The organism is Mitsuaria sp. WAJ17, assembly GCF_014174515.1.
In the GTDB taxonomy this organism is placed as follows: Bacteria; Pseudomonadota; Gammaproteobacteria; order Burkholderiales; family Burkholderiaceae_C; genus Roseateles_B.
Genome location: NZ_JACJUG010000001.1, coordinates 34,866 through 58,682, shown reverse-complemented (window position 1 = coordinate 58,682; position 23,817 = coordinate 34,866). Strand labels below are relative to the sequence as shown.

Sequence of the window (23,817 nt, the reverse complement as noted above, 5' to 3'; positions counted from 1 at the left end):
AGAATCTATGGTTATGCTTTTGCTCGACAATGACTATTCAGAGCGGCAACTCTCTGAGAGCCTGGAGCTTGATCTCAGAAATATAGGAAGCAAGGTCTGGCACAAGGTCTTGTCAAATTGCAGGGCATCAAATCTTCGCCTTTATCACATTACATTGAGCGCCCTTGATGGAATTGAGTCCCTCACTGCAACAAGAACGCTAGAGCTTGAGTGGGCAACAAAAATTGAAACACTGCTCCCTGTATTTGCGATGCGAAGGCTTGAATCTCTTTCGATCTACGATTTTCCTAAATTAAGGGAGCTCGATGGTATCGAAGAGCTTTCAGAGCTGAAGGAGCTCAAGCTCTCAGGAAGTCGGGGAGCCCTGACGCCGAAACTGCGCCTTCAGTCAATCGCCCCCGTCTGCAAAATTCAAAACCTCACTTCTCTGGCCCTTACCAATCTAGCGTTAGGTGATGATGACGTCGCAAAGATCGCTAAATGCACGCAGCTGCGTCATCTCAAGCTATCCAATCAATTTGAGCGTGCGCAAGTTGCATATCTGGCGAAGCATCTCAATGAACAACTTGTTGAGCCGCTGACCTCACACGTTGTCAGTGGCATCAAGTGCAAAACATGCGACGGTAATCTAGCGATGTTCATTGGGCGCCGTGTGCCGATGCTCTGCCAAACCTGTAACAGAAAGCAGTTCACTAGGTACGTCGATGAATTTAGTCAACTCGTCGCAAGCGCCTAACAAGTTGAGCCATCGTCGTCCGCTTTCACAGCTCTCCAACGCCACGACCGTGATCCAGTCAAAAGTCTTTCGAGCCCTGCTTCTATTCGCCACGATTTCCCTTGGAGGCTGCGCAACGCCATATCAATCGTTTGAGCTGTTCGGTAGAGGCGGATATCAAGAGAAGAGGATTTCTGATGATTTTTATCAGGTCATCTACTACGGAAATGGCGCTACTTCAATGGACGCACTGAATTCCCTCCTCATGTACAGATCCGCAGACCTCACTCTGACGAACGGATACGACTACTTTGTGATTCAGTCTGGGAGGGCCCGTATGCCTCTCTCCACTCTTGGCGGATTCCGGACAGCAGAGCACACGATAAAGTTGTTTAAAGGGCAGCCAGACATGCAGGGCCCGCTCGCCCGTTTCACCTACGATGCCCGTTTGGTAAAGGAGCGATTCGGCCAACAGATTAGTCAGCAGAAGTAGAGCCATTGGCCCTGCTTGATGTCGGCAAATTGCCCGGAGCCCACGCTCCATGGCGCCGAACCTTTTATTGGGATTTCCAAGTTAACGAGCTGACTCGATCTTGGCGCCCACGGCAGGGCCGCTTTCATCCCTTGCGTGCACCGGAATGGCCTACTTGGCCGCATTCTCCCTGACTCGGGTAATTTCGTTCGCAGCCTTTCCCTTTCATAGAGCTACAGATTGATGACTTCGACCACCACCAAGCTTGCCGCACCGACGCCGTTTGCCCGAAGGTGGGAAGTCCCTTCGTATTCATTCCAGCAGTGGCTGATTTTGAGCTCTAAATGCGCGCAAAAAGCGCCGAGGCACCTTCCGGATTAAGCGTCATTATTGCTCCGTCATCTTCTTCGCTTCGCAATCTTCATCACCCATAGAAAATAGATATGATCGCCGCGTACATCGACCAAATCATTATGTTCAGTGTAGGCCTCTACGCTTCCCTCGTTGGCTTCCGCGTCGTGGCCCCGCCTTCGAAAGATCCAGCGCAAGCCCAGCTCTGGCTATCCAAATTCGGCATATTCTTTCGCGTTGGCGGCCCGCTCATGATCGGCATTGCAATAGTTCTCGCTGCGGCTCAATTCTTTGGAATCGCCGGCTGATGCAGTGCGCGGTCAGCTATTTGTTGATGGACTGTTCCATCAAGGGCCTCGAGCCGATCGATGGAGGTTGGCCGAGCAATGCACCCGCAGTCGTCAATCCGGCATCTGGCACGCCGCGCGTGGCGGGCTGCTGAAGAAAGTGTTGGAACTGGCCCGGATTCCCATGCGCACCTACCGAGTTCTTCTTTGCAGTTCGGCCCTTCTCGCCTTCACCGTCACCGGCGATGCTCAAGTCCACACGCCTGACGCTCAAACCCGGTTCGCCGAACGGCTTGCTGTCGAAGCTCTGAACTTTCGCCAGGGTGACCTTGGGAGTCTCGCGGACTCCAAGCCATTCTTCACTGCTGCCGGCTGGGCGGACTTCTCGAAACGCTTGACCGGCTTTGTCGATCCTCAGGGGGCGGCCACCTTCACTTCCAGCTTCACGCCCTCCGGCCCGGCTATTGCCACGAAGAAGGAGCATGAGAGCCTGACCGTCACCGTGCCGGGCGTGCTGAAGCACGAGAGTCGAAATCCCCAGGGTGGGGTGTCCACGACCTCTTATCGGGCCGAGATCGACATCCGCGTCTCGGCAAGTCCTTTCAAGATCGAGCTGCTTGTGCCTCGGACTTGCGGCGGCGCAGGCACCATGCCGTCTTGTCGGTGAGCCGGCATGACGGAGCGGCCCCCTCCGTTTGAACTCCCCGCCAGTCACGCCGCAGGCGTGCTGCATGTGCCTTGCTACAGCGCCGACTCCCGCTGCCACAGCGCCACCGCCCAGCGCCAGCCCAGCGCCAGCCAGGAGCGTCGCTCGCCTTGGAGTTCGGCGCGGCCGGGCAGCTCCATCAGCGGGGGCTGGACGCGATCGCAGTGTTCCAGGCGCACCCGGAAGACGGGCTGCATGGGCAGGAGCCGACCATCGGGCGCCTTCTGCACGGCAATGTCGCCTCCATGGACGCTGGCCAGCACCGGCGCATCCAACTGGCTGAGCTGCACGGGGTCCACGCGCTCCACCTGGCATTGCACGGAAGGCTGTTCCAGGGCGGAGGGCACGAAGCGGGCCGGCATGCCGGGCGACAGCGTGGCCAGCGCCGCTTCATCGACATAGGCATCCACCTTGCTGCCGCTGGGACCCACCAGCATCAGCAGACGCTCGCCGGCGGGCACCCAGGCCCCGGGCCGGGCGTCTTCGTTGGACTCCGCCACCCGGGCATCAAAGGGAGCCTGCAGCTGGAGCCGCTGGAGCTCCGCCTGCAACCCGGCCACCTCGGCCGCCGCGGACTCCCAGCGCTTGCGCAGCGCCGCACCGGCCGCAATCAGCTGCGGGTCGAAGGCCTGCTGGCTGAGCTGCCACTGCAGCTGCTGTTCGATGGCCTGGGCCTGCAGGAGACGCACGGCCAGCTCGGGCGAGCGCAGCTGCAGCATGGGCTGCCCTGCCAGCAAGGACTGCCCTGCTGCAGGCAGCGGCGACATCAGCTGCGAGGCATACGGTGCATAGACGGCCTGGGCCTGCAGCGCCCCCAGCACGGCAGGGGCCTGGACCACGCCCTGCCACGGCCAGACCAGCGCCAGCAGCCCCAGGCCCGCGAGCAGCGCGCTGCGTCGGGACGCAGCGTTCCAGCGCATGGCCTCGCGCCCCTGCCACCAGACCTTCATCTCGCGCCACATCGGCCTCGCGATGAACCAGCCCAGCTCCACCGCCATCAGGGCCAGACCCAAGGCCTTGAAGAAGGCGTGATAGACCAGCAGCGCAATGCCGAAGAACAGCAGCAGGCGATACAGCCAGGTCATCAGCGCAAAGGCGACCAGCCCTGCATGCCGTGCAGGCGGCAAAGCCTCGGGCGGGGGCAGCCCCCAGCCGAACAGGCGCTCTCGCAGCCACCAGCGGGCCAGGGCAAAGGAGCGCTCGTGCAGATTGGGCATGTTCAGCGCATCGGACAGCAGGAAGTAGCCGTCAAAGCGCATGAAGGGGCTGGCATTGATGGCCACCGTCAGCAGCCAGGTCGTGGTGGCCAGGAGGAACGCCCCGGAACGCACCGGCCCCCAGGCCGGCGTGTCCGGCAGCAGGTGCCACAGGAGCAGCGCCACGCTGGCCAGCGCCAGCTCGCTGAGCATGCCGGCCGCGCCGATGGCCAGGCGCTGGCGGCGCGAGCGGAGCTTCCAGGCCTCGTTGGTATCGGTGTACAGCACCGGCCACATCACCAGGAAGGCCACGCCCATGGTGGACACCCGGCAACCGTAGCGCGTGGCCGTGAAGGCATGGCCCAGCTCGTGCAGCACCTTGGCCACGCTCAGGGCCACGCCCACGGCCAGCAAGCCATCCCAGCTGCCATAGGACGTGAAGGTATGGGTGAACTCGTCCCAGCGGCGGGCGGCCAGGATTCCACCCAACAGCCACAGAAGTGCAACGCCGCCCCAGAACACTGGCCGGTAGGCCCAGCGCACCCACGGGCTCATGCGCTGCAGCCAGTGCATGGGCCGCAGCAGCGGCAGGCGAAAGAACAGGTAGTTCTTGAGCAGCCACTGTCCGGCAGACAGCTGCTGGGCCCGGGCCTGATCGCCCAGGCGCTGGCTGTCCTGCGCGCTGGCGGCCACCAGCAGGTGGTTGCCGGCCAGCATCTGCAGGAGGCCCTGCACGTCTGGTGCCCCGATCTGCAAGGTGGTTTCGGCGTGAATGGAAGCCAGCACGGCCTCCACGCTGCCCTGGCCCCAGCGGGCCAGTATCTCGAAGGCCGGCCAGCTGAGGGCGAAGAAGCGGTTGCTGGCCGGGTCGTGCAGGGTCCAGGTCGGAGAGCCGTCCGGCGCATCCGGGCCGGGATGCAGGGCCAGGTCTTGCCTCAATGCCGGCAGCATCACCAGCCCAGCCACTGTCGGGCCACCGCCAGCGGACGGCGCAGGGCCACATAGATCAGCGGCGCCCAGCCGCCGTGCAGCCGCGCCGAGCCCAACTGGCCGATGCGGGGCGGAGCCTGGCCGGCCTCGAAGCTGGCCTTGATGCGATAGGCCAGGAAGCCGTCGCGCGTCATCTCTGCACGGTAAGCCACGCTGCTGATGCGGGCGTCAAAGGACTGCAGCGGCGAACCCTGGGGGTAGAGCGTCAGCCGTTCGCCCACGGCCAGCGGCAGCAGGTCCGCGGCCGGCAGCCAGGCCAGCAGCTCGACCTGCCCCGGATCGGCGATGAGCAGCACGCGCTCGCCCAGGGACACGGCCTTGCCGACCCAGTCATTGCCATCGGCAAACACCGCCACGCCTTTGCGGTCCGCCTTCACCTGGATGCGGGCCAGCTGTTCCGCGGTGTAGTCCACCTCCACGGCCTTTTCCTGAAGCTTGCCGCGGCGCAGGGCCGTTTCCGCACGGCTCTTGTCACTGGTGACCGCGGCCTGCGCGGACTGCCGGTACTCCTCCTGCGCGGCATCCAGCGCCTTGCGCGCCAGCTCCATGCGGGTGCGCAAGGCGCTGGTGTCCAGGCTGAACAGCGGCGTGCCCGGCTGGACGCTCTCGTTGGGATGGATATCGAATCGCTCGATCACGCCATCCAGCGGTGCCCGCACCATGAAGGGGCTCTGGGGCACGACTTCAGCCTGGGCCAGCGCCGTCAGCCTCACGGGGCACAGGCTGAGCACCAGCACGGCCGCCACCCAGCGCCTGCGCGCCTTGCCGCTCAGGGCCGCGCCCAGGCGCCCGCGCCAGGCCCGCTGGGGTCCAAAGGCGTGCAGGGCATGTGCATAGGCATGACCCAGCTCCAGCAGCAGGGCCTTCTCGTGCGGCAGCCAGGGGGCCTCACGGGCCAGCAGCAGGCCTGCCTCGGCCTCACCACCTTCGGAGTCGGAGGCGTACCCCAGGCGCAGCCACAGGGCAGAGGCGGGCAGCCACTGCGCCCAGTCAGCGCGCGAGGCCTCCGGCAGGCCCTCCACGGACACCTCGGTCAGCGCTGCCGAGGGTTCCAGGGCGGCGGCCGGCCCGCTCCGGTCCGGGGGCGGGCGCACCAGATGCCGGCACAGGCGGGCCACCCACTGCACGTAAGGCGCGCTGGTGTCCGGCTGGGGCAGGCCAGACACCGCCGCCACCTGGCCCAGGCCGCCCTGGGTCCACAGCACAGCCTGGCGGTAGGGCAGCAGTTGCAGGGTCTCGTTGACCATCACGAAGCCCAGGGCTTCGGGTGTGCGCGCGTCCCGGGCGCGCCGCTGCAGCTGCAGCAGGCTCAGCAGGGAGGCATTCGGGTCCGCGGCGCTCATCTCAGGCGGTCGTCAAGCAGGCGCCCGCACTCATTGGCGCGGGGGAAACACGGCCCAGCCGCTCATGCCTGGCAGGAGTCCGGGCTGGCTGCCATCCATCACGCCGTAGACCGGCAGGGTCTGACTGACCGGATCGATCTGGGCGCCCAGGCGCTGCACCTTGGCCGGGTAGCTCTTGCCCAGTTCTTCGACCTCCACGGTGAAGCTGCTGCCCGGCTTGAGCCAGCTCAGCCATTTGGATGGCACGATCATCTGCAGCTCCAGCTGCCCGGTCTCGACAATGTCCAGCAGCGGATTGCCAGGCGAGACGTATTGGTGTGCCGCGACCTGGCGCTTGACCACCCGTCCCGCGAAAGGCGCGGCGATGCCGCAGCGCCCCACCAGCAGCTTCGCGCTGGCCGCCTCTGCCTGCGCTTCCTTGAGCTTGGCCTGGGACTGCTCGACCTCGAACTTGCCAATCGAATTGAGCTCGGCCATGCGCTGGTTGGACTGCAGCACGGCGGTCGCCGCCTCCACCGAGGCCTCGGCCTTGCGCTGCTGGTTCTGGTACAGCGAGCAGTCAAAGCCCACCAGGATCTGGCCGGCGCGGAAGGCTTCGCCCTCGCGCAGCGGCAGGCTCGCCACGCGGGCCGCGATCTCGGCAGACACCGTGAGCGCATTGCGGGCGCTCAGCTGGGTGCGGATACGGCCGTCCTTGTCGGTGGCCAGCGGGGAGGTCTGCGCCCAGGCCGTTGCGTGGGTCAGGGCGATGGAGACAAGCGCAAGTCCGATGCCTCGGATCATGCACCGCCTCCGGGGTTGATGGTCTTGGTCCAGTTGGCCTCGGACGCCCGCACGGACTCACCCAGCGTCCTGAGGTCATGGGACGGCACCGACTCGGGCAGGGGGTCCAGCCCCAGGGTCGCCACCAGCTGGCCATAGGCCCCCTGCAGCGCGCCATAGGTTTGGTAGAGCCGCAGCTCGGACATCATGGCCGAGGCCGAGGCGCGGATTTCCTCCAGCTTGCCCTGCGAATTGGCGGAGGCCGCATTGCGGGTGTATTGCAGGATGCGCTGCTCGACCTTGTTGAGGTCATCCGTCAGCTGGTACTGCTTGAGCCGGCCCAGGTAGTCCAGCCGCGCGACGTGTACTTGCGTCAGCACCGCCATGCTCAGCGCCAGGCGCTGCTGTCGGGCCAGTTCCAGCTGGCTCTGCGCCACGCCGCGGATGGTGCTGGCGTTCAGCACATTGAGCAAATTCCAGCTCACGCGCAGGCCGACATCGCCCCAGCGGTGGTTCGACAAATAGCTGTTGCTGTCGTAGTGCTGGCCCACGCTGAGCTCCAGCCCAGGGAGCAGGCGGGCCAGCGCCTTGCGCGTCTCCAGCAGGCCGATGCGCTCGTTGTACTGGGCTTCCACCAGTTCGGGACGGCGCAACATGGCGGCCTCTTCCATGTCTGCGACCGGCAGGCTGACCTTGGGGGTGGCCAGCGCGCCGCCCACGGCCACCGAGAAGGGCTCGCCCGGCGGCAGGTTCATGATCGAGGCCAGCCGCGGCTTGGCCTGGGCCAGCTCGTCACGCACGGCCTCGAGCTGGCGCACGATGTCCAGCAACTGCCGCTGGTAGGTCAGGGCCTCGAGCGGCGATCGCAGCTTCTCGACTTCCACCTTGCGGGAGTCGTCCAGGGCCTGGCGGGCCAGCTTCAGCACGGGATCGATGCGAGCCTCCAGCAGCTGCGCGCCAGCGGCCTGCCACCAGGCCTGGCGGGTCTGCTGCATCAGCAGGTGGAGGACCTTGCGACGGCGCTCTTCGGCCACCTGCACGCGGTCTGCCTGCTGGTGCGCGCCGTAGTAGCTCACGCCGAAGTCCAGCACATTCCAGCTCAGGGACAGGTCGCCCGTGCGATGGTTCTTGTCGCTGGAAGTGGAGGGTTCCAAGGACTGGTTGCCGCTGAGCACGCTGCGGGAGGAGGAGGCCAGCTCATTGTCACGGCCGGCGTAGCCTGCCGACAGGGCAAGCTTGGGCAGCAGGTCGGTGCGGGACAGGTTCAGCTGGCGCTGGGACACCGCCTCCTCCATCAGCTTCACCCGGTGGTCCAGGTTGTACTTGATGGCTCGCGCCATGGCCTCGTCCAGCGTGATCGGCCCTTGCACGGGCTCCTGCTGCTGGTACATCTCGGCACGGCCGGCCTTGAGGGCGGCCTGCCGTTCGTCGGGGCTCAGGGCCTGCGGCTGGATCGCACAGCCGGCGAAGGCGGCAGACACGAGGACGGCGAGCAGGGAGCGAGTCGGCAGTCGGCGGGATTGCGGCATCTGGCAGTTCTCCTAGGAATTTTGGCGATGAGATCAAGCGCGCTGCGCGGCGGCCTTGAGGTGCTGGATCAAGGCCTGGCGCTCAGCCTTCAGGGCTGCGCTGCCATGGCGTTCGAACTGGTCGGCCAGCGCTGCACGCCCTTGCGGCACGGGCGTCGGCTCACGGGCCTGGGCCTGGGCCAACTGGTCCTGCAGTCCGGCGAGGTCGGTCTCCTGGCTGTCAGGGGCCCACAGGAAGCTGCTGGGCCTGCCCGTGGCCCTGACATCGATGTCCATGTGCGAGCTGACCCGGTGCCCCTTGCTGTCACGGGCGATCATCTCGATGCTGAGGCGCTGGTTCAAGCCGGCTGGTGCCTGCCCGCTGAGGGTGCCCTTCACCGGATCGAACTTCAGCCAGCTGGGCAGGGGCCGGCCATCCGCCAGGCGGATCTCGACGGTGACCTGCTCCCGGCTGTCCGAATGGCTGAAGGTGGAGGCGGGCAGCATGATGCTGATGGGCTGCCCGGCCCGCACCGAGAAGTCGCCGATGTCCGGCAAGGACTGCAAGCCCTGCCCGTTTGCCGCGCCCAGCTCCACGAAGCCGTGGCGGGCATCGGCCGGCGCCGAGAGCGAGGGGCCGGATATGGACAGCGACGGGCTGCCGGACGTGAAGCCCCCCGTGCCAGGCAACGAAGCCTGGCTTGACAGTCGGGACGACGCGCCAGGGTTTCCCCCCGCCGAATCGAGGGCGGACTGCAGCGGCGGCTGCGTGTTCAGCTGCAAGGTCGGCTGGGGCGGCAGTTGCGGCGTGGGTGGCAGGGTCGGTATGTCCGTTGTACGCACCGGCCCGTCGGACTGGAAGGTCAGCGGCGGCGTCCACCGGCCGGGCTCGGGGGCAGGCGGGGGCGTCGGTGCTGGTACCGGCACCTCGACCATGGGCGGGGGCGTGACCACGGGGTTCAGCTGATAGGACTGGGAAGGGCCGCCGCTGGCCAGTGCATTGCCTGCTGCATCGGCAATGCCGCTGCCGGAGGCATTGAGCCGCAGGGACAACTCGCCCACGCCGGAAAGGCCGTCCAGCACCACGGTGTAGGTGCGCGCGTCCACCTGGGTGAGGGAGCGGAGGGTGCCTGTGGCCGTGCCGCTGCTCACTAGGGAGAGGTCCTCGACGCCAAGGCCCGTCACGGCTTCGGAGAACACCAGCGAGTAGCTGACCGAGGAAGCGCCGGTGGGGGAAGGATCCAGGCGGGTGAACCTTTCCAGCGTCGGCGCCACGGCATCGATCTTGATGCCGGCGGTCCCTGCCACGCCCTGGAGCGTCAGGGCGGCCTCGTTGCCTGCGTTGTCGCGCATCGACGCGCCCTGGAGCTCGATGCGGGATCCCAGCGCAACGCCCGTGCTGTCGAGTTCGCCGCCGCGCACGACATGCCGGAAGGTGAGCGTCGTGCCTCCCGACCCGGCAAGGTAGTCGGCATAGACCGTCCCGCCCGAATCCAGCGTGATGGCGATGCGCGGCGTGCCGCCCGCGGTGTCCACGGTGATGGCGTCGTTGAACTGCACGGTGAAGTCCAGCATCTGGCCCGCCACGTAGGTGCCGTTGGACGGCGCATCGACCTTCACGATCTCGGGTGCTAGACCGTCGATCACCAGCGCCTTCTGGCCGGCCAGCGTCTCGGCGCTGCCGCTGGCGGGCAGCGTCAGCACCGCGTCCAGAAGGGAAGCCCCGCGAATGCTGCCGCCGTTGAGGGCAAGGGCCGCACCCGAGGCGCAATCCAGGTCGGCACTGCGGTCGCCCGCTTGAACCGTGTAGGTGAAGCTGAGCGTCTTGGTGCCGGAACCGGACACATAGACGGCATTGCGATCGATGGCACCGGTCTCCAGCCGCAGCGTTGGCGTGCCGCCTGCCGTATCGACGGTGACCGCCTGATCGAAGGTGACGGTGAGAGTGAGGGTGTCGCCGATCTTGTAGTGGCCATCAGCCGCGGACGAGCTGACCACGGTGACGACCGGATGCACCGGGTCGATGCTCAGGGCCACGCTATCGACGTCCGTCCTGGCGCCTCCTGCACCGCTGTTGCCCAGGTCGCTGGTGCTGATCTGCAGGCTTGCGGTGCCGTTGTAGCCCGCCGTGGGCTCGAAGCGCAGGCCGTTGAGCGCGGCGTTGATGTCCGCCACGGAGCCCTGGAAGGTCATGCTGGCATCGCCGGTCCCGGTGCCCGAGACAAAGGTCAGGCCGCCCAGCCCGGAGAGCGTGAGCGCGCCATGGGTGACGGTGAGCGTGACCTGCTCCAGGCCCCCGCCCGCATCGACATCACCGATGCTGAGCGGATTGCCCTGGGCGCTGCCAAACACCAGATGCCCATCCTGGCTCACGTGCTGGGTGAGCGTGGGAACGCTGTTGACGGGACTGTCGTTGGCCGCGGCCACGCTGATGAGCCGGGTCCCCGCTGCGCTGCTCAAGCCACCATCGTTGACGCTGAAGCTCACCGTGCGGGTGCTGGTGTCCGGCGCCTCCGAGGTATTGGCGTAGGTCACGGCCCGCAAGGCCGCCTGCCACTGGGCCAGGGTCGCGGTGGACCCTGCCGAGCTGAGGGTCAGCACCCCGCTGCCGATGTCATAACTGCCGCTGATGTTGCCGAAGCTGCTGGAGCTGGTGTTGGCAAAGGCCAGCACGTCCTCCGCGCTGCGGAAATTGCCGCTGATGCGCACGGTGGCGCTGGCCAGGGTGGCGCTGTCGGCATCGCTGACCAGGATGCCGCCGTCCACGACAACGGGCACGCTGGCGCTGTCCGCGCCCTCGATGAAGGCAGCGCTGCCGCTGGTCGTGCCGAGCACCGGCGCAGCACTGACCGCCACCACATTCACTGTCGTGGCAATGGACAGGCTGCCGGTGTCTGCGCCTGCGCTGGCCGTTCCGCCGTTGTCCTGAAGGCTTGTGAGGGTCACGACTCGGCTGCCGGCGGTCGGCGCGCCGCTGTCATTGCGGTAGCTCAGGCCGTTGATCAGGCCCTGTGCCGTGGTCACGCCGAGCCCGGCCGGCTTCGTGCACGTGACCGTGGCGGTATCGCCCGACACGCTCACCGTGACGTTCAGGCCATTGCCGGCCGTCGTCAGGGCATTGCCATGGGTCAGGGCCACCGAGCTGCCATCGATCGCCAGCAGCTCGCTCGCTCCGTCGCTGAGCTGGCTGACCGTCAGGGTGAACTGAAGGACGGTCTGCCCGGTTTCCCCTGTACCGATGGAGGCGCCACTGAACAGGCCCACGGCGGCGCCGCCCTCGACGAAGTTCACGGTCCCTGCGCCTGCGCTGAGGGTCGGTGCATCGTTGACCGGCACCACCGCCACGGTGATGTCCGCGTCGGCGCTGGTGCCGCCGTCACCATCGTCGAGGGTCACGCGCACCGTCCGGGCCGCGGTGCTCGGGTCCACGCTATTGCCGTTGCGATAGGCAATGTCGCGCGTCAGGGCCTGAACGGCAGCGGGCGTGGCATTGCTGTTGAAGGTCACGACCAGGTCATTGGTGCCACTGCCACCCGTGAAGGTGCCGATGAGCACGCCCCCATAGCTGACCTGGCTGCCCGACACGCCAATCTGGCCGGCACCATTCCCCTGGTGCACGATGGACAGGAGATCCTCGCCCGCGACCCGATTGGTCACGATGGCGGCGCGGAGCGTGCCTCCGTTGAAGTCGGCGCTGTCGCCATCCACCACGGTGGCGTTCTGCCCGGCGTCAAGCCGCACGGGCGCGCCGTCCTCGGTATAGGACACGCTGTCACCGCCCAGGCCGCCCACCACGGGTGCGGTGTTGCCCCCCACCACGAGGTCATTGCCACCGCTCATGGCCGGGCCACTGCTGTCCCCTGCGTAGGTCAGGAGGAAGGTGCTGGCGCCGAAGCTGAGGCTGCCGCCCTCGGCGGTGCTGCCGGGGTTCACGAAGGTGTCTGCGCCATCGTTGACGATGAGCACGAAGGTGCCGCTGCCGGTGAAGCCGCCGCTGGAGGTGAGCGTCACGCCGCCCACCCCGCCCAGGTCCACGGCGCCGTTGACGACGACCTGGTCATATTGCGTGCCCGGCGTGGTGCCCGCCAGCTCGGCATTCAAGGTGCCGGACAAGGCCAGGGCGCCCTGGATGGTCAGGGTGCCGACGGCGTTGGCGCCAGGCGCTAGCGTCGCACCGCTGTTCACGGTCACGTTGCCGGTGATGGTGCCGCTGCCGCCCAGGGTGGTCCCGCTGGCGGCCTGCACGGCACTGCTCACACTGCCATTGACCCACAGCGAGCCCCCGCTCAGCGTGGTGGCGCCGGTGTAGCCGTTGGTGCCCGAGAGCGTCAAGGCACCGGTGCCCTGCTTGGTCAGTCCACCCGTGCCGTTGACGGCCCCGGAGAAGCTGGTGCTGGCGTTGCCGCCGGTGGTCAGGGTGTTGTTCCCCAGGGCCACGGTACCGGCGCCAGCCAGTGAAGCGATGGTCTCGGCACTGGCCAGGGTCAGCAGCGCGCCGCTGGCCACGGTCACGGCGGAACCGTCGGCCAGGGCCGAGCCCCCGCTCAGGGCGAGTTCGCCGGCGGAGACGGTAGTGGCGCCGGTGAAGGTGTTGGTGCCGGAGAGGGTCAGCGTCCCGCTGCCCAGCTTGGTGAGGCCTCCGGTGCCGCCCAGGGCGCCGCTGAAGCTGGTACTGGTGTTATCGCCGCCTGCACTGAGCGTGTTGGCGCCCAGGTTGACGGTGCCCGTGCCCGCCAGCGAGCCGATGGTCTCGCTGGCAGACAGGTTCAGCACGCTGCCCGCGCTCAGGGTCAGGGCCGAACTGTCGGACAGCGCGGCTCCGCCGCTCAGGGTCAGGGTGCCCGCGCTCAGGGTCGTGCCGCCGGTGAAAGTGTTGGTGCCGGAGAGGGTCAGCGTGCCGCTGCCCTGCTTGGTGAGCCCGCCTGTGCCGCTGATGGCGCCGGAGAAGCTGGTGCTGGCGTTGCCCGCTGTGCTCAGGGTGTTGCTGCCCAGGGTGACGGCACCGGCGCCGGACAGCGAACCGATGGTCTCGCTCGCGTTGAGGGCCAGTGTCGCGCCGCTGGAGACCGTCATCGCCACGCTGTCGGCCACGGCCGCGCCACCGCTGAGGGCCAGGGTGCCTGCCGACACCGTGATGGCCCCGGTGTTGGTGTTGGTGCCCGAGAGCGTCAGGGTGCCAGCCCCCGCCTTCGTCAGGCCGCCGCTGCCCGCCAGGTTGCCGGACAGGATGACGCCATTGGCATTGCTGACCGTGGAGCTGCCACTGAGGTTGACGTTCTGGCTCAGCGTCACGCCGCTGCCGTTGATCTGCAAGGTGGTGCCGGACAGGGTCAGCGCTCCCGAACCCAGGTTGCTGCCGTTGGTGACCTCCACCACCCCGCCGCTGAGGGTGCTCGTCCCCGTGTAGGTGTTGGTCCCCGTGAAGATCATCCGGCTGCTGGCCCCCGAATTGGGCGTGATGGCCAGGTTCCGGCTTCCGCCGCTCTCGGTGATGTTGCCGCTGAAGGTGACGATGCAGTTGCCCGCCACTCCATTGATGACCGTGGCGTTGCCGGCCAGCACGATGTCGTTGGTGGCGGTCATCGTTCCGACACCCAGGAAGCCCAGGGAAGCCCCGCTGCCCAGCACGATCTGGCCCGTGCCCAGCGCTGTCGCCGAGGCATTGGCCACCAGGTAGCCGGCATTGACGGTCTGCGTGCCGCTTTGCGAGTTGTTGCCGTACAGGGACAGGAAATAGCTCGAGCCATTCTTGGTGATGGCACCCGATCCGCTGACGTTGCCTTTGAGATTGATGTCTCCGGCCATGGCGTTGAAGATGGCACCGCCGCTGCCGATCACCACATGGCTGCCGAGCGTGATCTGGCTGCTGCCAATGGCGCTTTCCACCGTGACACCGTCCAGGGTCAGCGTACCGCCGCCCGTGTGGTTGAGCGCGGCGGCGATGTTGGTGATCGGGCCGCCGCCGTTCAGCGATCCCGACAGCGTCAGGGAGCCGCCGCCGGACTTGGCGAAGGTGGCGCCGCCACTGCCCACCACCACGGCGTTCGACAAGGTCTCGGCGCCGCTGTTGGTGTCGGCCAGGGTGGCGCCGTTGAGCGTCAGCGTGCCGGAGGACAGGTGGTTGGCGCTCGAGATGCTCAGCGTGCCGCCCCCCACGGTGATGTCGCCGCTCATGCCGGCGTAGTTGCCGGTGTTGCCCAGCACCAGCGTACCGGCGCCACTCTTGCCCAGGGTGCCTGAACCTGCCAGTTGGCTCGAGATCGTGGCCGTCTTGCCCGCGCCATTGGTGAGGGTCAGTGTCTTGCCCGGGTCCAGCGTGAGTGTGCTGCCGCTGAGGTTGAAGCCATTGCCCAAATCGGCGTCGATCGTGGCGTTGTCGCTGACAGAAAGGCCGCCGGCCAGCGTCATCGTCCCGGTGAAGCTGCCCGACAGCAGCAGGGTGTCCGTCCCCGACTGCGCGTTGGCAATGGCCATGGCCTCGCTGAAGCTCACGCCGTTGGTCACATCGATCGTGCTGGTGTCCGTGGTGTTGGTCACGTAGATGCTGCTGCTGGTCACGGCAACATCCGCCGTGGCGCTGCTCGTGCCATCCGACAGCGTGAAGCGCACCGTCTCGTTCCCGGCCGGGGTGTCATTGCGGTAGGTGATGCCGCGCAGCACGGCCTGCACCAGGGCATTGGTGGCCGCGGTCCCGGAGCTGGTGAAGCTGATGCTCAGCACGCCGCCCGAGTTGGTGAAGGTGGCGAATGTCAGGCCGCCGGACTGCAGATTGCCGCCGCTGACCGTGAAACCGGCCGCGTTGAAACCCAGGGTGTCCGCGGACCAGGCCGTGCCCTGGCGCTGCACCGTCAGGCTGCCGCCGGCCCAGTCGCCCAGGCCGCCGTTGAGGGCGGAGAACTCGGTGTCCAGCACCGTGGCATTGCCTCCCGCATCCAGCACCACCGTGCCGCCCACGCCCGCCCAGGCGACCGAATCCCCGTGCAGGCTGCCCGTCTGCGGCGCGCTGTTGTAGCCGCTCACCGTGACGCCATTGCCCGTCAGGTCGGCGATCACGACGGCAGCCGCAGCCCCTGCGTTCCAGTCCTCGGCGGCGGCAAGGTTGTAGGTGGTGCTGTCAGTCGAGGCGCTGCCGTTCTTGTTCAGCAGGGCGTTGATGGCGGCCTTGTCGGTGGCGCTCAGGATCAGAGTGGCGCTGGTGCCGGAGCTGACGTCCACATCGACGGTGTCGGTGAGCGTATAGGTGGCACCGCCTTCGCCGGTCAAGGTGAGCTTGCTGGCAACGATGTCGTTGCCGGCGCCGCTCAAGGGCAAGAAGCCTGTGCCCGTGATCACCAACTGGCCACTCACGCTGTTGTAGGTGGCGCTGGTGATGGCTGGCACGGCCACATTGCTCACGGTCACGCCGGTGGTGACGTCGGAGATGTCGCCGCCCGTCACGACACTGTTCCAGTCGTCGTCAGCCTGCAGGTTGTAGGTCGTGCCGCCGGTGGAGGCTGTGCCATTGCGGTTGAGTATGAACTCCACCTGCGCGCGATCGGTCGCATTGAGCGTGACCGAGAAGCTGGTGGCGGAGCTCACATCGACATCGGATGAAGTCAGCGTGTAGCTGCTGCCGCCTTCGCCATACAGGGTGAGCTTGGCCACCGTGATGTCGTTGCCCGCCCCGGACACGCCTACCAGATTACTGCCTGTGACGGTGAGCACATGGGTGCTGGCGTCATAGCTTGCTGAGGTGATGGCCGGGGCCGTGACGTTGCTGACCGTCACGCCGTTGCTGGTGAGATCGGCAGGCGCGCTGGCGGTGGAGTCCCAGTTCGCGGCGGCTGCCAGATTGAAGGTGGTGCCGCCCACCGCGCTCGTGCCGTTCTTGTTGAGCAGGCCGTTGATGGCCAGCTTGTCGGCGGCGTTGAGCGTGATCGAGAAGGCCGTGCTGCTGCTGGCCGTGGTGCTGGCCGAGGTGAGGGTGTAGGTGGCACCGCCCTGTCCGGTCAGCGTGAGCTTGGTCGGATCAATGGTGTCCCCGCCGACCATGTTGGCGCCGGTGACGGCCAGGACGCCGGTGCTGGCGTCATAGGTGGCGCTGGTGACACTGGCCGGGACCACGGCAGCCGAGATGCTGATGTCATCGATCTCGGGCGTGACCGCGCCGGACCAGCTGAAACGAATCTCGTCCACATTGGCATAGAGGCTGTCGAAGACCAGCTGCCCGTAGCTGCCTCCTGCCGTCGTGCCCGAGAAGTTGTAGGTGATGTGGCCCGCGGAATCCCCGGCCGTCAGGTTCACAGCTTCGCCACTGACCACCAGGGCGCCGTCCCGGTAGGCGCTGACCGTCACCGAGGTCGAGCCGGCGGAGGAGCCCAGCACGAAGGAGTTGAGCTGGAAATCGGTGCCATCGGCCGACTTCATGGTGAAGCTGGAAATTGAGTTTCCGCCGTAGTTCCAGATGAAGGTCCGGTCGCCGCCGGCCCCGTCCATATTGGTGTTGAAGTTCTGGTCGCTGGAGTTCGGGGTGTAGAAGTCGTTGCTGGAGGCCGCAGTGAAGGTCCAGGTGCCCACGTTGACTGTGGTGACGCCGGTCTGGAAGACCAGACCCGCACCATCGAAGTTCTCGCTGGAAACCGCCAGCAGCCCCTGATAGGCACCCAGGGCCTGCCCGCCAAAGGCGATGGCCGCCTCGACGCTGCCCACGCGCGCCTCCAACGTCCAGTCCCCGCCGGATCGGCTGGCGCCCGTGGCATCGTCAGAGGCTGCCACGTCGCGACCTGTCGCTTGCGCCAGCTGCTGGACGAAGTCCCGGCCCTGGCCGTCGGCCGCCACATTGCAGCCGTACAGCAGCAGGTCCGCGCCGGGTGCCATGGCGCCCCCGATGCGGGCCAGCGTGGGGGCGTAGCTGGGCAGATTGCTGTTGTCCAGCCACAGATTGCCGAGTGAAACGGCGCCGTCCCGGCCGTGCGAGACGATGTGCACCGCCGTCACGCCGTGGTGCTGAGCCAGGTAGTCGGCGATCTGGTCCAGGCCGTTGCGCGAGGGGTCCAGGTTCACGATCTCCACCCCTGGTCGCGCAGCCTGGCGCAGGGTGGCGGCGTCATCCACCTGAGCTGAGAGGAACAACACCTCCCGGGGAGCGGGCGCTGTGACAGCCGTGGGCCCGAAGTGCCGCAGCAGCACCGGGTCGGCTTCAGCCACATGCACAGGCTCGCGGTGCACGGCCACTACCTCTGCCGCGGTGCTCAGGGCCGCGGCGTCGAACATGACGCGCGGCTCTAGGGCCATTAACAAGGGTGTTGGCGCTGCCGTGGAAGCGGCCTGGGGTTGCGGACAAGCGCGTCCAGGGGTGAGCTGCTGCTTGAGCTGCCTGAAGATCCGCATGACTGTCTCCAACTTGTCAGTCCCAGGTCGGGGCCTCCGAGGGAGACGCGCTGGGCTTTAGCACTGCTGTCGGCACCGCAAGCCCCGGGGGTCAGGGCTTGCGGTGCCATCCTACCTAGATCCCGGTCAAGAGGGCCTGGCAATTCCTGGCCGGCTAGGCGCCATTTCAGACCTCAATGTGCGCAGGTCCGACGCGCAGGAGAACTCCCCGGCCTAGGGCGCAAGAAGTTGTCGTCGGTCGGCAGTAATCGACACATGTGGCCGTCTTGGCGCCCAGCCATCACGCTTTTCCTCGCCCGGATACGCTAGGCAGGCGGCTTGCGAGCTCCGATCGGCGCCGAACGGCCGCGTGTCTTTTTAGACACAGGGCGCCTGCCCTGCTGCGCGATCCGGCGCCGGCACTCAGGGCCGCGTGGGGAAGATGCCTTCCAGAGCGATGATGAAGTTGCTGCCCAGGTAAGGGTTGCGAAGAGGGACCGGCAAGCTGCTCCCCGCCGGTCCTACCGTCACGGTACCAGCGGCTGTGGAGGACAAGGCGCCCGCATTGGTCGATGCGGTGATGCCGCCCAGCTGTGCCTTGGTCGCGTCCGGGGCGGTGTTTGTGTAGAGCCCATTGAAGACCACGCTGTTCAGGCCCACCTTGCCCGTGGCAGCCGACAGGAAGGTGGTGGCACCCGTGGTGGGCGGCACCATGGGGTTGGCCGTGCTGGTACCAACGTCCACGCTCACCGAGGTGCTCAGCGATCCGGAGACCCCGCTGGCCTGCCCGGCGAAGGAGGCCGGATGCGTGTGCTGGGGGAGCTGCCCGTTGGTCAGGGTGACGGACTCGTTGCCGCTTCGCTGACCCTGGACGATGGGCGTGAGACCGGGCCCGTTGCCCATGCCCACGGCGGCCCGGCCGCGCAGGTCCGGCAGGGCAAAGTTGGCGACGCCATCGCCGCCATAGGTGGTGCCCAGCAGGGCGAACAGCGCCGAGTTCTGCGCAATGGGCAGCAGGCGTCCGTCGCAGGGGGCCCAGCCAACGGGGGCGTAGTTGAATCCGACCATGCGGATCTCGCCCAGGAACGGTTCGCTCATGATGTGTATCTCCTTGCGGTGGGTGGATCAGCCGTGCAGCACGGCAGCGTGAGGAACAGGTCGGCGCATCGGGGTGTAGAAGCCCGTGTCGGCGGCTGGCATGAAGCCCAGGCGCTGGTAGAGGCGACGGGCTGGGTTGCCGGCCTCCACGTGCAGCTCGATGGGCAGGCAGCGCGCATCGGCGCGGTCCAGCAGTGTCTTCAGCAGGGCCGTGCCCAGGCCCTGTCCGCGCAGAGCCGGGAGGAGGATCACGTCCACGAGCACGGCCCGGTCTTCGCCCTCCCACCAGTACAGGCGACCGATCGCCTGACCCTTGCGCTCCAGCAGCAGGAAAAGGGCGCCGGGGAAGTGCGTCTCGAAGTGGCGCCGCTGGTGCTCGAACTGCCCGGCCAGAAAGGCCTGGACCTGCTCGGCCGGCCAACCCGTCTGCGCCAGCTCGGACTCTCTCGTGCCGGCATAAAGCGCGCGCAGAAAGTCCCGGTCCAGAGGGCCGCAGGGGCGGGCACCCAGACCCTGCCGCGCCAGCCCTGGCAACAAATCCGTCAAACCGCGCGGCAGCGAATCCTCGAATGGCAGTGTCAGCACGATCCCTCGCTCCTGCCCCATCGGCGCAGCCTGGTGACTGAATAGCCGACCGATGGTATGGAGTTGTGGACAGCAACCTCTCTGTCAGCGTTGCCAGATTGTTGAACAGGCGCGCATGGATTAAGCCGCAGGACGCGCCCAGACTGGCATCACTCCGGAATCGCCGCCTCAGCCGTGCTCAGCTTTACGGAACGCCGCTGGCGGCCGCCCCAGCAGGCGCTGGAAGGCGCGGCGCATGCGCTCGGTGCTGCCGAAGCCGCAGTCCTCGGCGATGCGCTGCACCGAGGGCTGGCCGCCTTCCAGCGCGGCGCGAGCGGCTTCCACGCGCAGGCGCTCCACCACGTGGGCGGGCGTGCTGCCGGTCTCGGCGCGGAAGCAACGGGCGAAGTGGCGGGGGCTCATGCAGGCGCGCGCGGCCAGCTCGTCCACGCGATGGTCCTGCCTCAGGTGCAGGCGGATGTGCTGCAGCAGCTCGCCGAAGCGGCCCTCCGGCCGCTGTGTTTCCAGCAGGGGCGAGAACTGTGACTGACCGCCCGGCCGCCGCCGTTCCACCACCAGCTGGCGTGCGGCCTCGCGGGCCACGTCCTCGCCGCAGTCGTGGGCCACCAGGGCCAGGCAGAGATCGATGCCGGCGGTCATGCCGGCGCTGGTCCAGAGCTCGGGGCGGCGTGCGCGGCGGCTGCGCTGGGCGGGCTCGCGCACGAAGATGCGATCGGGCTGCAGGTTCACGGCGGGGTAGGTGGTCTCGAACTGGCGGCTGCGGGACCAGTGCGTCGTGGCCGAGCGCTGGTCCAGCAGGCCAGCCGCAGCGAGCAGCAGGCTGCCGCTGCAGATGCTGGCCATCCGGGCCCCGCTGTGGCTGGCTCGCTGCAGCCAGGCAAGCAGGCGCGTGTCGCGGCAGGCCGCATCGACGCCGTCGCCGCCGATCACCATGACGAGGTCGTCGGCGTCGCAGCTGCGCGGGAGCGGCTGAACCGGCCAGGGAACGCCCGCCGAGCTGCGCACCGTGCCGTCCGCGTGAGCCGCCAGACGCCAGGTGTAGCTGGCCGGCTGCTGCAGCCTCGCGACCTCGAACACCGCCATCGGTCCGGCCAGGTCCAGCTGCTGGAAACCGGGGAAGAGGATGAAGACGATGCGGCAGGTCATGGCCCATTGTGGCAGGCCGGGCCATTCGGGGTGATGGCAGAAAAGGTGGGAACAGCGTCATGGCGGTCATAGCCCTGCCTGCGCACACTGGCGTTCTCTTGACTGGACGCACGCCTGGGAGGTGCAAGCAGATGAATGTGGGCATCCTGATCTTCGACGAGGTGGAGCTGCTGGACATGGCCGGCCCCTACGAGGTGTTCACCACCGCGGCCCGGATCCATGCACGCAGCCAGCCCGCGGGCACACCGCCGCTCTTCACGGTCTTCACGCTGGCCCGCGGGGCGGAGCCGGTGCATGCCCGTGCCGGCCTGCGCCTGCAGCCGGATCGGACGCTGGACGACCATCCGCCGCTGGACTGCGCCATCGTGCCCGGCGGCGTGGTCGATGCCGAGCTGGGCCAGGCGGCGCTGATGGACTGGATTGCCGTGCAGGCCGGCACGGCGCGTGTCCTGGCCTCGGTCTGCACAGGGGCCCTGCTGCTGGCGCAGGCCGGCGTGCTGGACGGGCTGGAGGCCACCACGCACTGGGAAGACGTGGACGATCTGCGCGCGCTGCGGCCTGACCTGCGCGTGGTGGAGGGCCGGCGCTGGGTGGACACCGGCCGCATCGTCAGCTCCGCAGGCATCTCGGCCGGCATCGACATGAGCCTGCACCTGGTGGAGCGCCTGCAGGGCCGAGAGCTGGCGCTGCGCACCGCGCGCCAACTGGCGTTCGACTGGACGGAGGCGGCATGAGCAGGCCCGGCAGCGATCTCATCACCATCACCGCCCGTCCGGACATCGTCTTCGTCGAAGGCCAGGGCTCCTGGCTGATCGACGAGAGCGGCAAGCGCTACCTCGACCTCGTGCAGGGCTGGGCCGTCAACAGCCTGGGGCACAGCCCGGCGCTGCTCGCGCAGGCGCTGGCCAGCCAGGCGAGCCGCCTGGTGAACCCGAGCCCGGCCTTCCACAACCGGCCGATGCTGGATCTGGCCCGGCGTCTGGTCGAGCTGAGCTGCTTCGACCGAGTCTTCCTGGCCAGCTCGGGCGCCGAGGCCAACGAGGGCGCAGTCAAGCTGGCGCGCCGCTGGGGCCGGCGGGAGCGGGGCGGGGCGCACGGGATCATCAGCTTCGAGCAGGGATTCCACGGCCGCACCCTGGCCATGATGAGCGCTTCCGGCAAGCCCGGCTGGGACAGCATCTATGCGCCCATGCCCCAGGGCTTTGCCAAGGCCAGGCTCGATGACATCGGCTCGGTGGAGCGCGCGATCACGCCGGACAGCGTGGCGGTGATGATCGAGTTCGTGCAAGGCGAGGCGGGCGTCAACGTGGCCGACCCGGGCTTTGTGCGCGAGCTGCGCGCCCTGTGCACCGAGCGCCAGCTGCTGCTGATCGCGGACGAGGTGCAGACCGGCATCGGCCGCTGTGGCCACGCCTTTGCCTACGAGCGCTACGACGTGGAGCCGGACCTGATGACATTGGCCAAGGGGCTGGGCGGGGGCGCTCCCCTGTCCGCGCTGCTCTGCAAGGAACGCTTCAACTGCTTCGAGCCCGGCGATCAGGGAGGTACCTTCTGCGGCAATCCGCTGATGGCGGCGGCGGGACTGGCGGTGGTTAACGAAGTATGCACGCCCGCCTTTCTGGCCGGGGTCCGCCAGCGAGGCGAGCAGCTGGCGCGCGGGCTGGAGGCGATCGCACGGGCGCACCACCTGCCCGGCGAACGCGGCGCCGGCCTGCTGCGGGCGCTGGCCTTGCCCGTGCCGCGGGCTGACGAGGTGGTCGAGGCGGCGCGCAGCCTGGCGCCGGTGGGCCTGCTGCTCAATGCGCCGCGGCCGCATCTGCTGCGCTTCATGCCTGCGCTGAACGTCAGCGCAGCGGAGCTGGACGAAGGTCTGGACCTGCTGCGCCAGGCGCTGCGGCAGGTGTTGTGCTGAGCTCGCGTCGCCGGCCCTGCCCGTCCCCCTTGCGCTCACCCGCCCGCTCACCCGCCCGCTTGCCCGCCCGCGCCGCCCCCGACTGGCTCAGGGGAAGCTGAAGTTGGTGGTGAGGGTGCCGCCGGCCGTCAGCGTGAAGGGCCCCGCGCGCTTGACGGTGCCGGCCGCATTGCTCACCGCGAGGCTGTAGCGTGCGGCGGCCGCGGGGTCCGGGGCGAAGCTCAGTGCGGTGGGCGCGGCCACGTAGGGCGCGACCAGAGGTGCGCCGATGGGAAGGAGGTAGGCATAGGCGCCCGTGCTGGCATCCACACTGCCGCGGGCCACGGTGATCGAGCGGCCCATGCTGAGTGCCTGCGTGACCTGCACGGTGGCGTCGATGGGGAGGCTGCCGGTCACCACGGTGCCCGCCAACGTGCCGCCGGCCGAGGTGGGCGGGTTCAAGCCGCTGGCGCTCGTGGAAAGCGTGGTCACCGCACCGCTGGCCACGCTCACCCCGGTCACGACGGTCGTGGCGCGGCCGGGCGCGCTCACCACCAGGTCGTAGCTACCGGGCGTCACGGGCTGCAGCAGGTACATGCCGGCGCTGTCCGGCGTCGTGCTCTTGATGACGGTGCCGCCCTGTTCCAGCGTGACCACTGTGCTGCCTGACGCGATGCTGGCATCGACGGAACCGCGCACGCCCGAGACCAGGCGCGGGACCACCGCCACGACGGGCCTGAGCAGGTACTGCCCGGAGTTGCCGGCGCGGACGACGGATTTGCAGGCATCGAAGTCCAGCACGAAGTCGGCCAGCTGATTGGCCTGGACCGTGATGTCCACATTGAGCTTGATGCCGGCCTGCGCGGCACTGGGCGTGGTCAGGGCGACCTCGGGGCTGCCCGTCGGGACCACCGAGTTGGCCAATGGCGTGCTGGCGCCATTGCTGCCCAGCACGAGGCGCATCTGCGTGTAGTGGCCGGCGGCGAGCGGCGTGGAGCCCAGGGTGGCCAGCACGCCGTTGCGCAGGGTGAGCAGGTCCACGCGCAGGACGGGATCGAGGCTGATCTCGGACCAGCCGGCGTCCGTGTCGGCGGCGCTGCTGCTCTGGTGGACGCGCACCTTCTGCACGGTCACGTAGACCTTGTCGAAGCCGCAGGCCGGCGCGTCCGTCAGGGAGAGCTGGAGGGTGCCGCCACGGCCGGAGGACAGGCCACCGTCACCACCACCGCAGGCGCTTAGTGTGGCAAGAGACAGCGCGGCCAGCAGGCCAGCGCGCTGTCTCAGGAAGGTCAGGAAGGGCAGGAGCTTCAACATGATCACCTCCGTTGGAAGTGGGGGGCGCTGGCGAGGCGGGCCCGCCACAGGGGACAGTTGCCATGTGCTCGTGAATGGTAGGTCGCCGGCCGGTGCGCAGGGCGG

15 protein-coding genes are annotated in these 23,817 nt (G+C 67.7%); 6 read left to right on the top strand and 9 right to left on the bottom strand.

The window, feature by feature from the left end; translation table 11 throughout:
- The first annotated feature begins 13 nt into the window (after positions 1-13).
- The 4 genes from H5407_RS00225 to H5407_RS00215 all read left to right on the top strand — a co-directional run bounded on the left by H5407_RS00225 (position 14) and on the right by H5407_RS00215 (position 2,492).
- Positions 14-736 carry a hypothetical protein gene (locus H5407_RS00225; protein ID WP_220800377.1) on the top strand — a complete coding sequence of 241 codons (723 nt, stop codon included), beginning with the start codon at positions 14-16 and terminating at the stop codon, positions 734-736.
- Positions 705-1,208, top strand: a complete 504-nt coding sequence (locus tag H5407_RS24810; RefSeq protein ID WP_404935566.1) for a CC0125/CC1285 family lipoprotein — start codon at positions 705-707, stop codon at positions 1,206-1,208. The genes H5407_RS00225 and H5407_RS24810 overlap by 32 nt, the downstream gene beginning before the upstream one ends.
- Before the next feature lie 422 nt (positions 1,209-1,630).
- A complete protein-coding gene (locus H5407_RS00220; protein WP_183102400.1) occupies positions 1,631-1,846 on the top strand; it encodes a hypothetical protein in 216 nt (71 codons plus the stop codon).
- 67 nt (positions 1,847-1,913) lie between these two features.
- Positions 1,914-2,492 (top strand): hypothetical protein, encoded by a 579-nt coding sequence (locus H5407_RS00215; RefSeq protein ID WP_183102399.1) that lies wholly within the window; start codon positions 1,914-1,916, stop codon positions 2,490-2,492.
- A 74-nt stretch (positions 2,493-2,566) separates the two neighbouring features.
- Here the strand turns inward: H5407_RS00215 and H5407_RS00210 are convergent, their stop codons facing one another.
- The 8 genes from H5407_RS00210 to H5407_RS00175 all read right to left on the bottom strand — a co-directional run bounded on the left by H5407_RS00210 (position 2,567) and on the right by H5407_RS00175 (position 20,507).
- Complete coding sequence (locus H5407_RS00210) at positions 2,567-4,678, bottom strand: HlyD family efflux transporter periplasmic adaptor subunit (RefSeq protein ID WP_183102398.1); 2,112 nt, start codon at positions 4,676-4,678, stop codon at positions 2,567-2,569.
- On the bottom strand, positions 4,678-6,060 hold the full coding sequence (locus H5407_RS00205) for an efflux RND transporter periplasmic adaptor subunit (RefSeq protein ID WP_183102397.1): 1,383 nt from the start codon (positions 6,058-6,060) through the stop codon (positions 4,678-4,680). The genes H5407_RS00210 and H5407_RS00205 overlap by 1 nt, the downstream gene beginning before the upstream one ends.
- A 30-nt stretch (positions 6,061-6,090) precedes the next feature.
- A complete protein-coding gene (locus H5407_RS00200) occupies positions 6,091-6,843 on the bottom strand; it encodes an efflux RND transporter periplasmic adaptor subunit (RefSeq protein WP_183102396.1) in 753 nt (250 codons plus the stop codon).
- Positions 6,840-8,351 carry a TolC family protein gene (locus tag H5407_RS00195; RefSeq protein ID WP_183102395.1) on the bottom strand — a complete coding sequence of 504 codons (1,512 nt, stop codon included), beginning with the start codon at positions 8,349-8,351 and terminating at the stop codon, positions 6,840-6,842. Before H5407_RS00195 ends, H5407_RS00200 begins: the two co-directional genes overlap by 4 nt.
- A gap of 33 nt (positions 8,352-8,384) precedes the next feature.
- Positions 8,385-17,582: a DUF4347 domain-containing protein gene (locus tag H5407_RS00190; RefSeq protein ID WP_183102394.1), complete on the bottom strand. Its 9,198-nt coding sequence runs from the start codon at positions 17,580-17,582 to the stop codon at positions 8,385-8,387.
- Between the two features lie 519 nt (positions 17,583-18,101).
- The gene (locus H5407_RS00185) at positions 18,102-18,776 is read right to left on the bottom strand and encodes a phage tail protein (protein ID WP_183102393.1); all 675 of its coding nucleotides are present in this window, start codon (positions 18,774-18,776) and stop codon (positions 18,102-18,104) included.
- A 27-nt stretch (positions 18,777-18,803) separates the two neighbouring features.
- On the bottom strand, positions 18,804-19,361 hold the full coding sequence (locus H5407_RS00180; protein WP_183102392.1) for a GNAT family N-acetyltransferase: 558 nt from the start codon (positions 19,359-19,361) through the stop codon (positions 18,804-18,806).
- 168 nt (positions 19,362-19,529) lie between these two features.
- Positions 19,530-20,507: a GlxA family transcriptional regulator gene (locus H5407_RS00175; RefSeq protein ID WP_183102391.1), complete on the bottom strand. Its 978-nt coding sequence runs from the start codon at positions 20,505-20,507 to the stop codon at positions 19,530-19,532.
- Positions 20,508-20,638: 131 nt separating this feature from the next.
- On the opposite strand from H5407_RS00175, the gene H5407_RS00170 reads away from it, so the two are divergent.
- Positions 20,639-21,241, top strand: a complete 603-nt coding sequence (locus tag H5407_RS00170; RefSeq protein WP_183102390.1) for a DJ-1/PfpI family protein — start codon at positions 20,639-20,641, stop codon at positions 21,239-21,241.
- Positions 21,238-22,419 carry an acetylornithine transaminase gene (locus tag H5407_RS00165; protein WP_183102389.1) on the top strand — a complete coding sequence of 394 codons (1,182 nt, stop codon included), beginning with the start codon at positions 21,238-21,240 and terminating at the stop codon, positions 22,417-22,419. Before H5407_RS00170 ends, H5407_RS00165 begins: the two co-directional genes overlap by 4 nt.
- A gap of 87 nt (positions 22,420-22,506) precedes the next feature.
- On the opposite strand, the gene H5407_RS00160 is transcribed toward H5407_RS00165, so the two are convergent.
- The gene (locus H5407_RS00160; RefSeq protein WP_183102388.1) at positions 22,507-23,712 is read right to left on the bottom strand and encodes a DUF4382 domain-containing protein; all 1,206 of its coding nucleotides are present in this window, start codon (positions 23,710-23,712) and stop codon (positions 22,507-22,509) included.
- Between the last annotated feature and the right edge of the window lie 105 nt (positions 23,713-23,817).

What these genes read in the sequence shown, in the direction of transcription:
- H5407_RS00225 (WP_220800377.1), top strand. Translation starts at nt 14, where the DNA reads ATGCTTTTGCTCGACAATGACTATTCAGAGCGGCAACTCTCTGAGAGC.
- H5407_RS24810 (WP_404935566.1), top strand. Translation starts at nt 705, where the DNA reads ATGAATTTAGTCAACTCGTCGCAAGCGCCTAACAAGTTGAGCCATCGT.
- H5407_RS00220 (WP_183102400.1), top strand. Translation starts at nt 1,631, where the DNA reads ATGATCGCCGCGTACATCGACCAAATCATTATGTTCAGTGTAGGCCTC.
- H5407_RS00210 (WP_183102398.1), bottom strand. Translation starts at nt 4,678, where the DNA reads ATGCTGCCGGCATTGAGGCAAGACCTGGCCCTGCATCCCGGCCCGGAT.
- H5407_RS00205 (WP_183102397.1), bottom strand. Translation starts at nt 6,060, where the DNA reads ATGAGCGCCGCGGACCCGAATGCCTCCCTGCTGAGCCTGCTGCAGCTG.
- H5407_RS00200 (WP_183102396.1), bottom strand. Translation starts at nt 6,843, where the DNA reads ATGATCCGAGGCATCGGACTTGCGCTTGTCTCCATCGCCCTGACCCAC.
- H5407_RS00195 (WP_183102395.1), bottom strand. Translation starts at nt 8,351, where the DNA reads ATGCCGCAATCCCGCCGACTGCCGACTCGCTCCCTGCTCGCCGTCCTC.
- H5407_RS00190 (WP_183102394.1), bottom strand. Translation starts at nt 17,582, where the DNA reads ATGTTCGACGCCGCGGCCCTGAGCACCGCGGCAGAGGTAGTGGCCGTG.
- H5407_RS00185 (WP_183102393.1), bottom strand. Translation starts at nt 18,776, where the DNA reads ATGAGCGAACCGTTCCTGGGCGAGATCCGCATGGTCGGATTCAACTAC.
- H5407_RS00175 (WP_183102391.1), bottom strand. Translation starts at nt 20,507, where the DNA reads ATGACCTGCCGCATCGTCTTCATCCTCTTCCCCGGTTTCCAGCAGCTG.
- H5407_RS00170 (WP_183102390.1), top strand. Translation starts at nt 20,639, where the DNA reads ATGAATGTGGGCATCCTGATCTTCGACGAGGTGGAGCTGCTGGACATG.
- H5407_RS00165 (WP_183102389.1), top strand. Translation starts at nt 21,238, where the DNA reads ATGAGCAGGCCCGGCAGCGATCTCATCACCATCACCGCCCGTCCGGAC.
- H5407_RS00160 (WP_183102388.1), bottom strand. Translation starts at nt 23,712, where the DNA reads ATGTTGAAGCTCCTGCCCTTCCTGACCTTCCTGAGACAGCGCGCTGGC.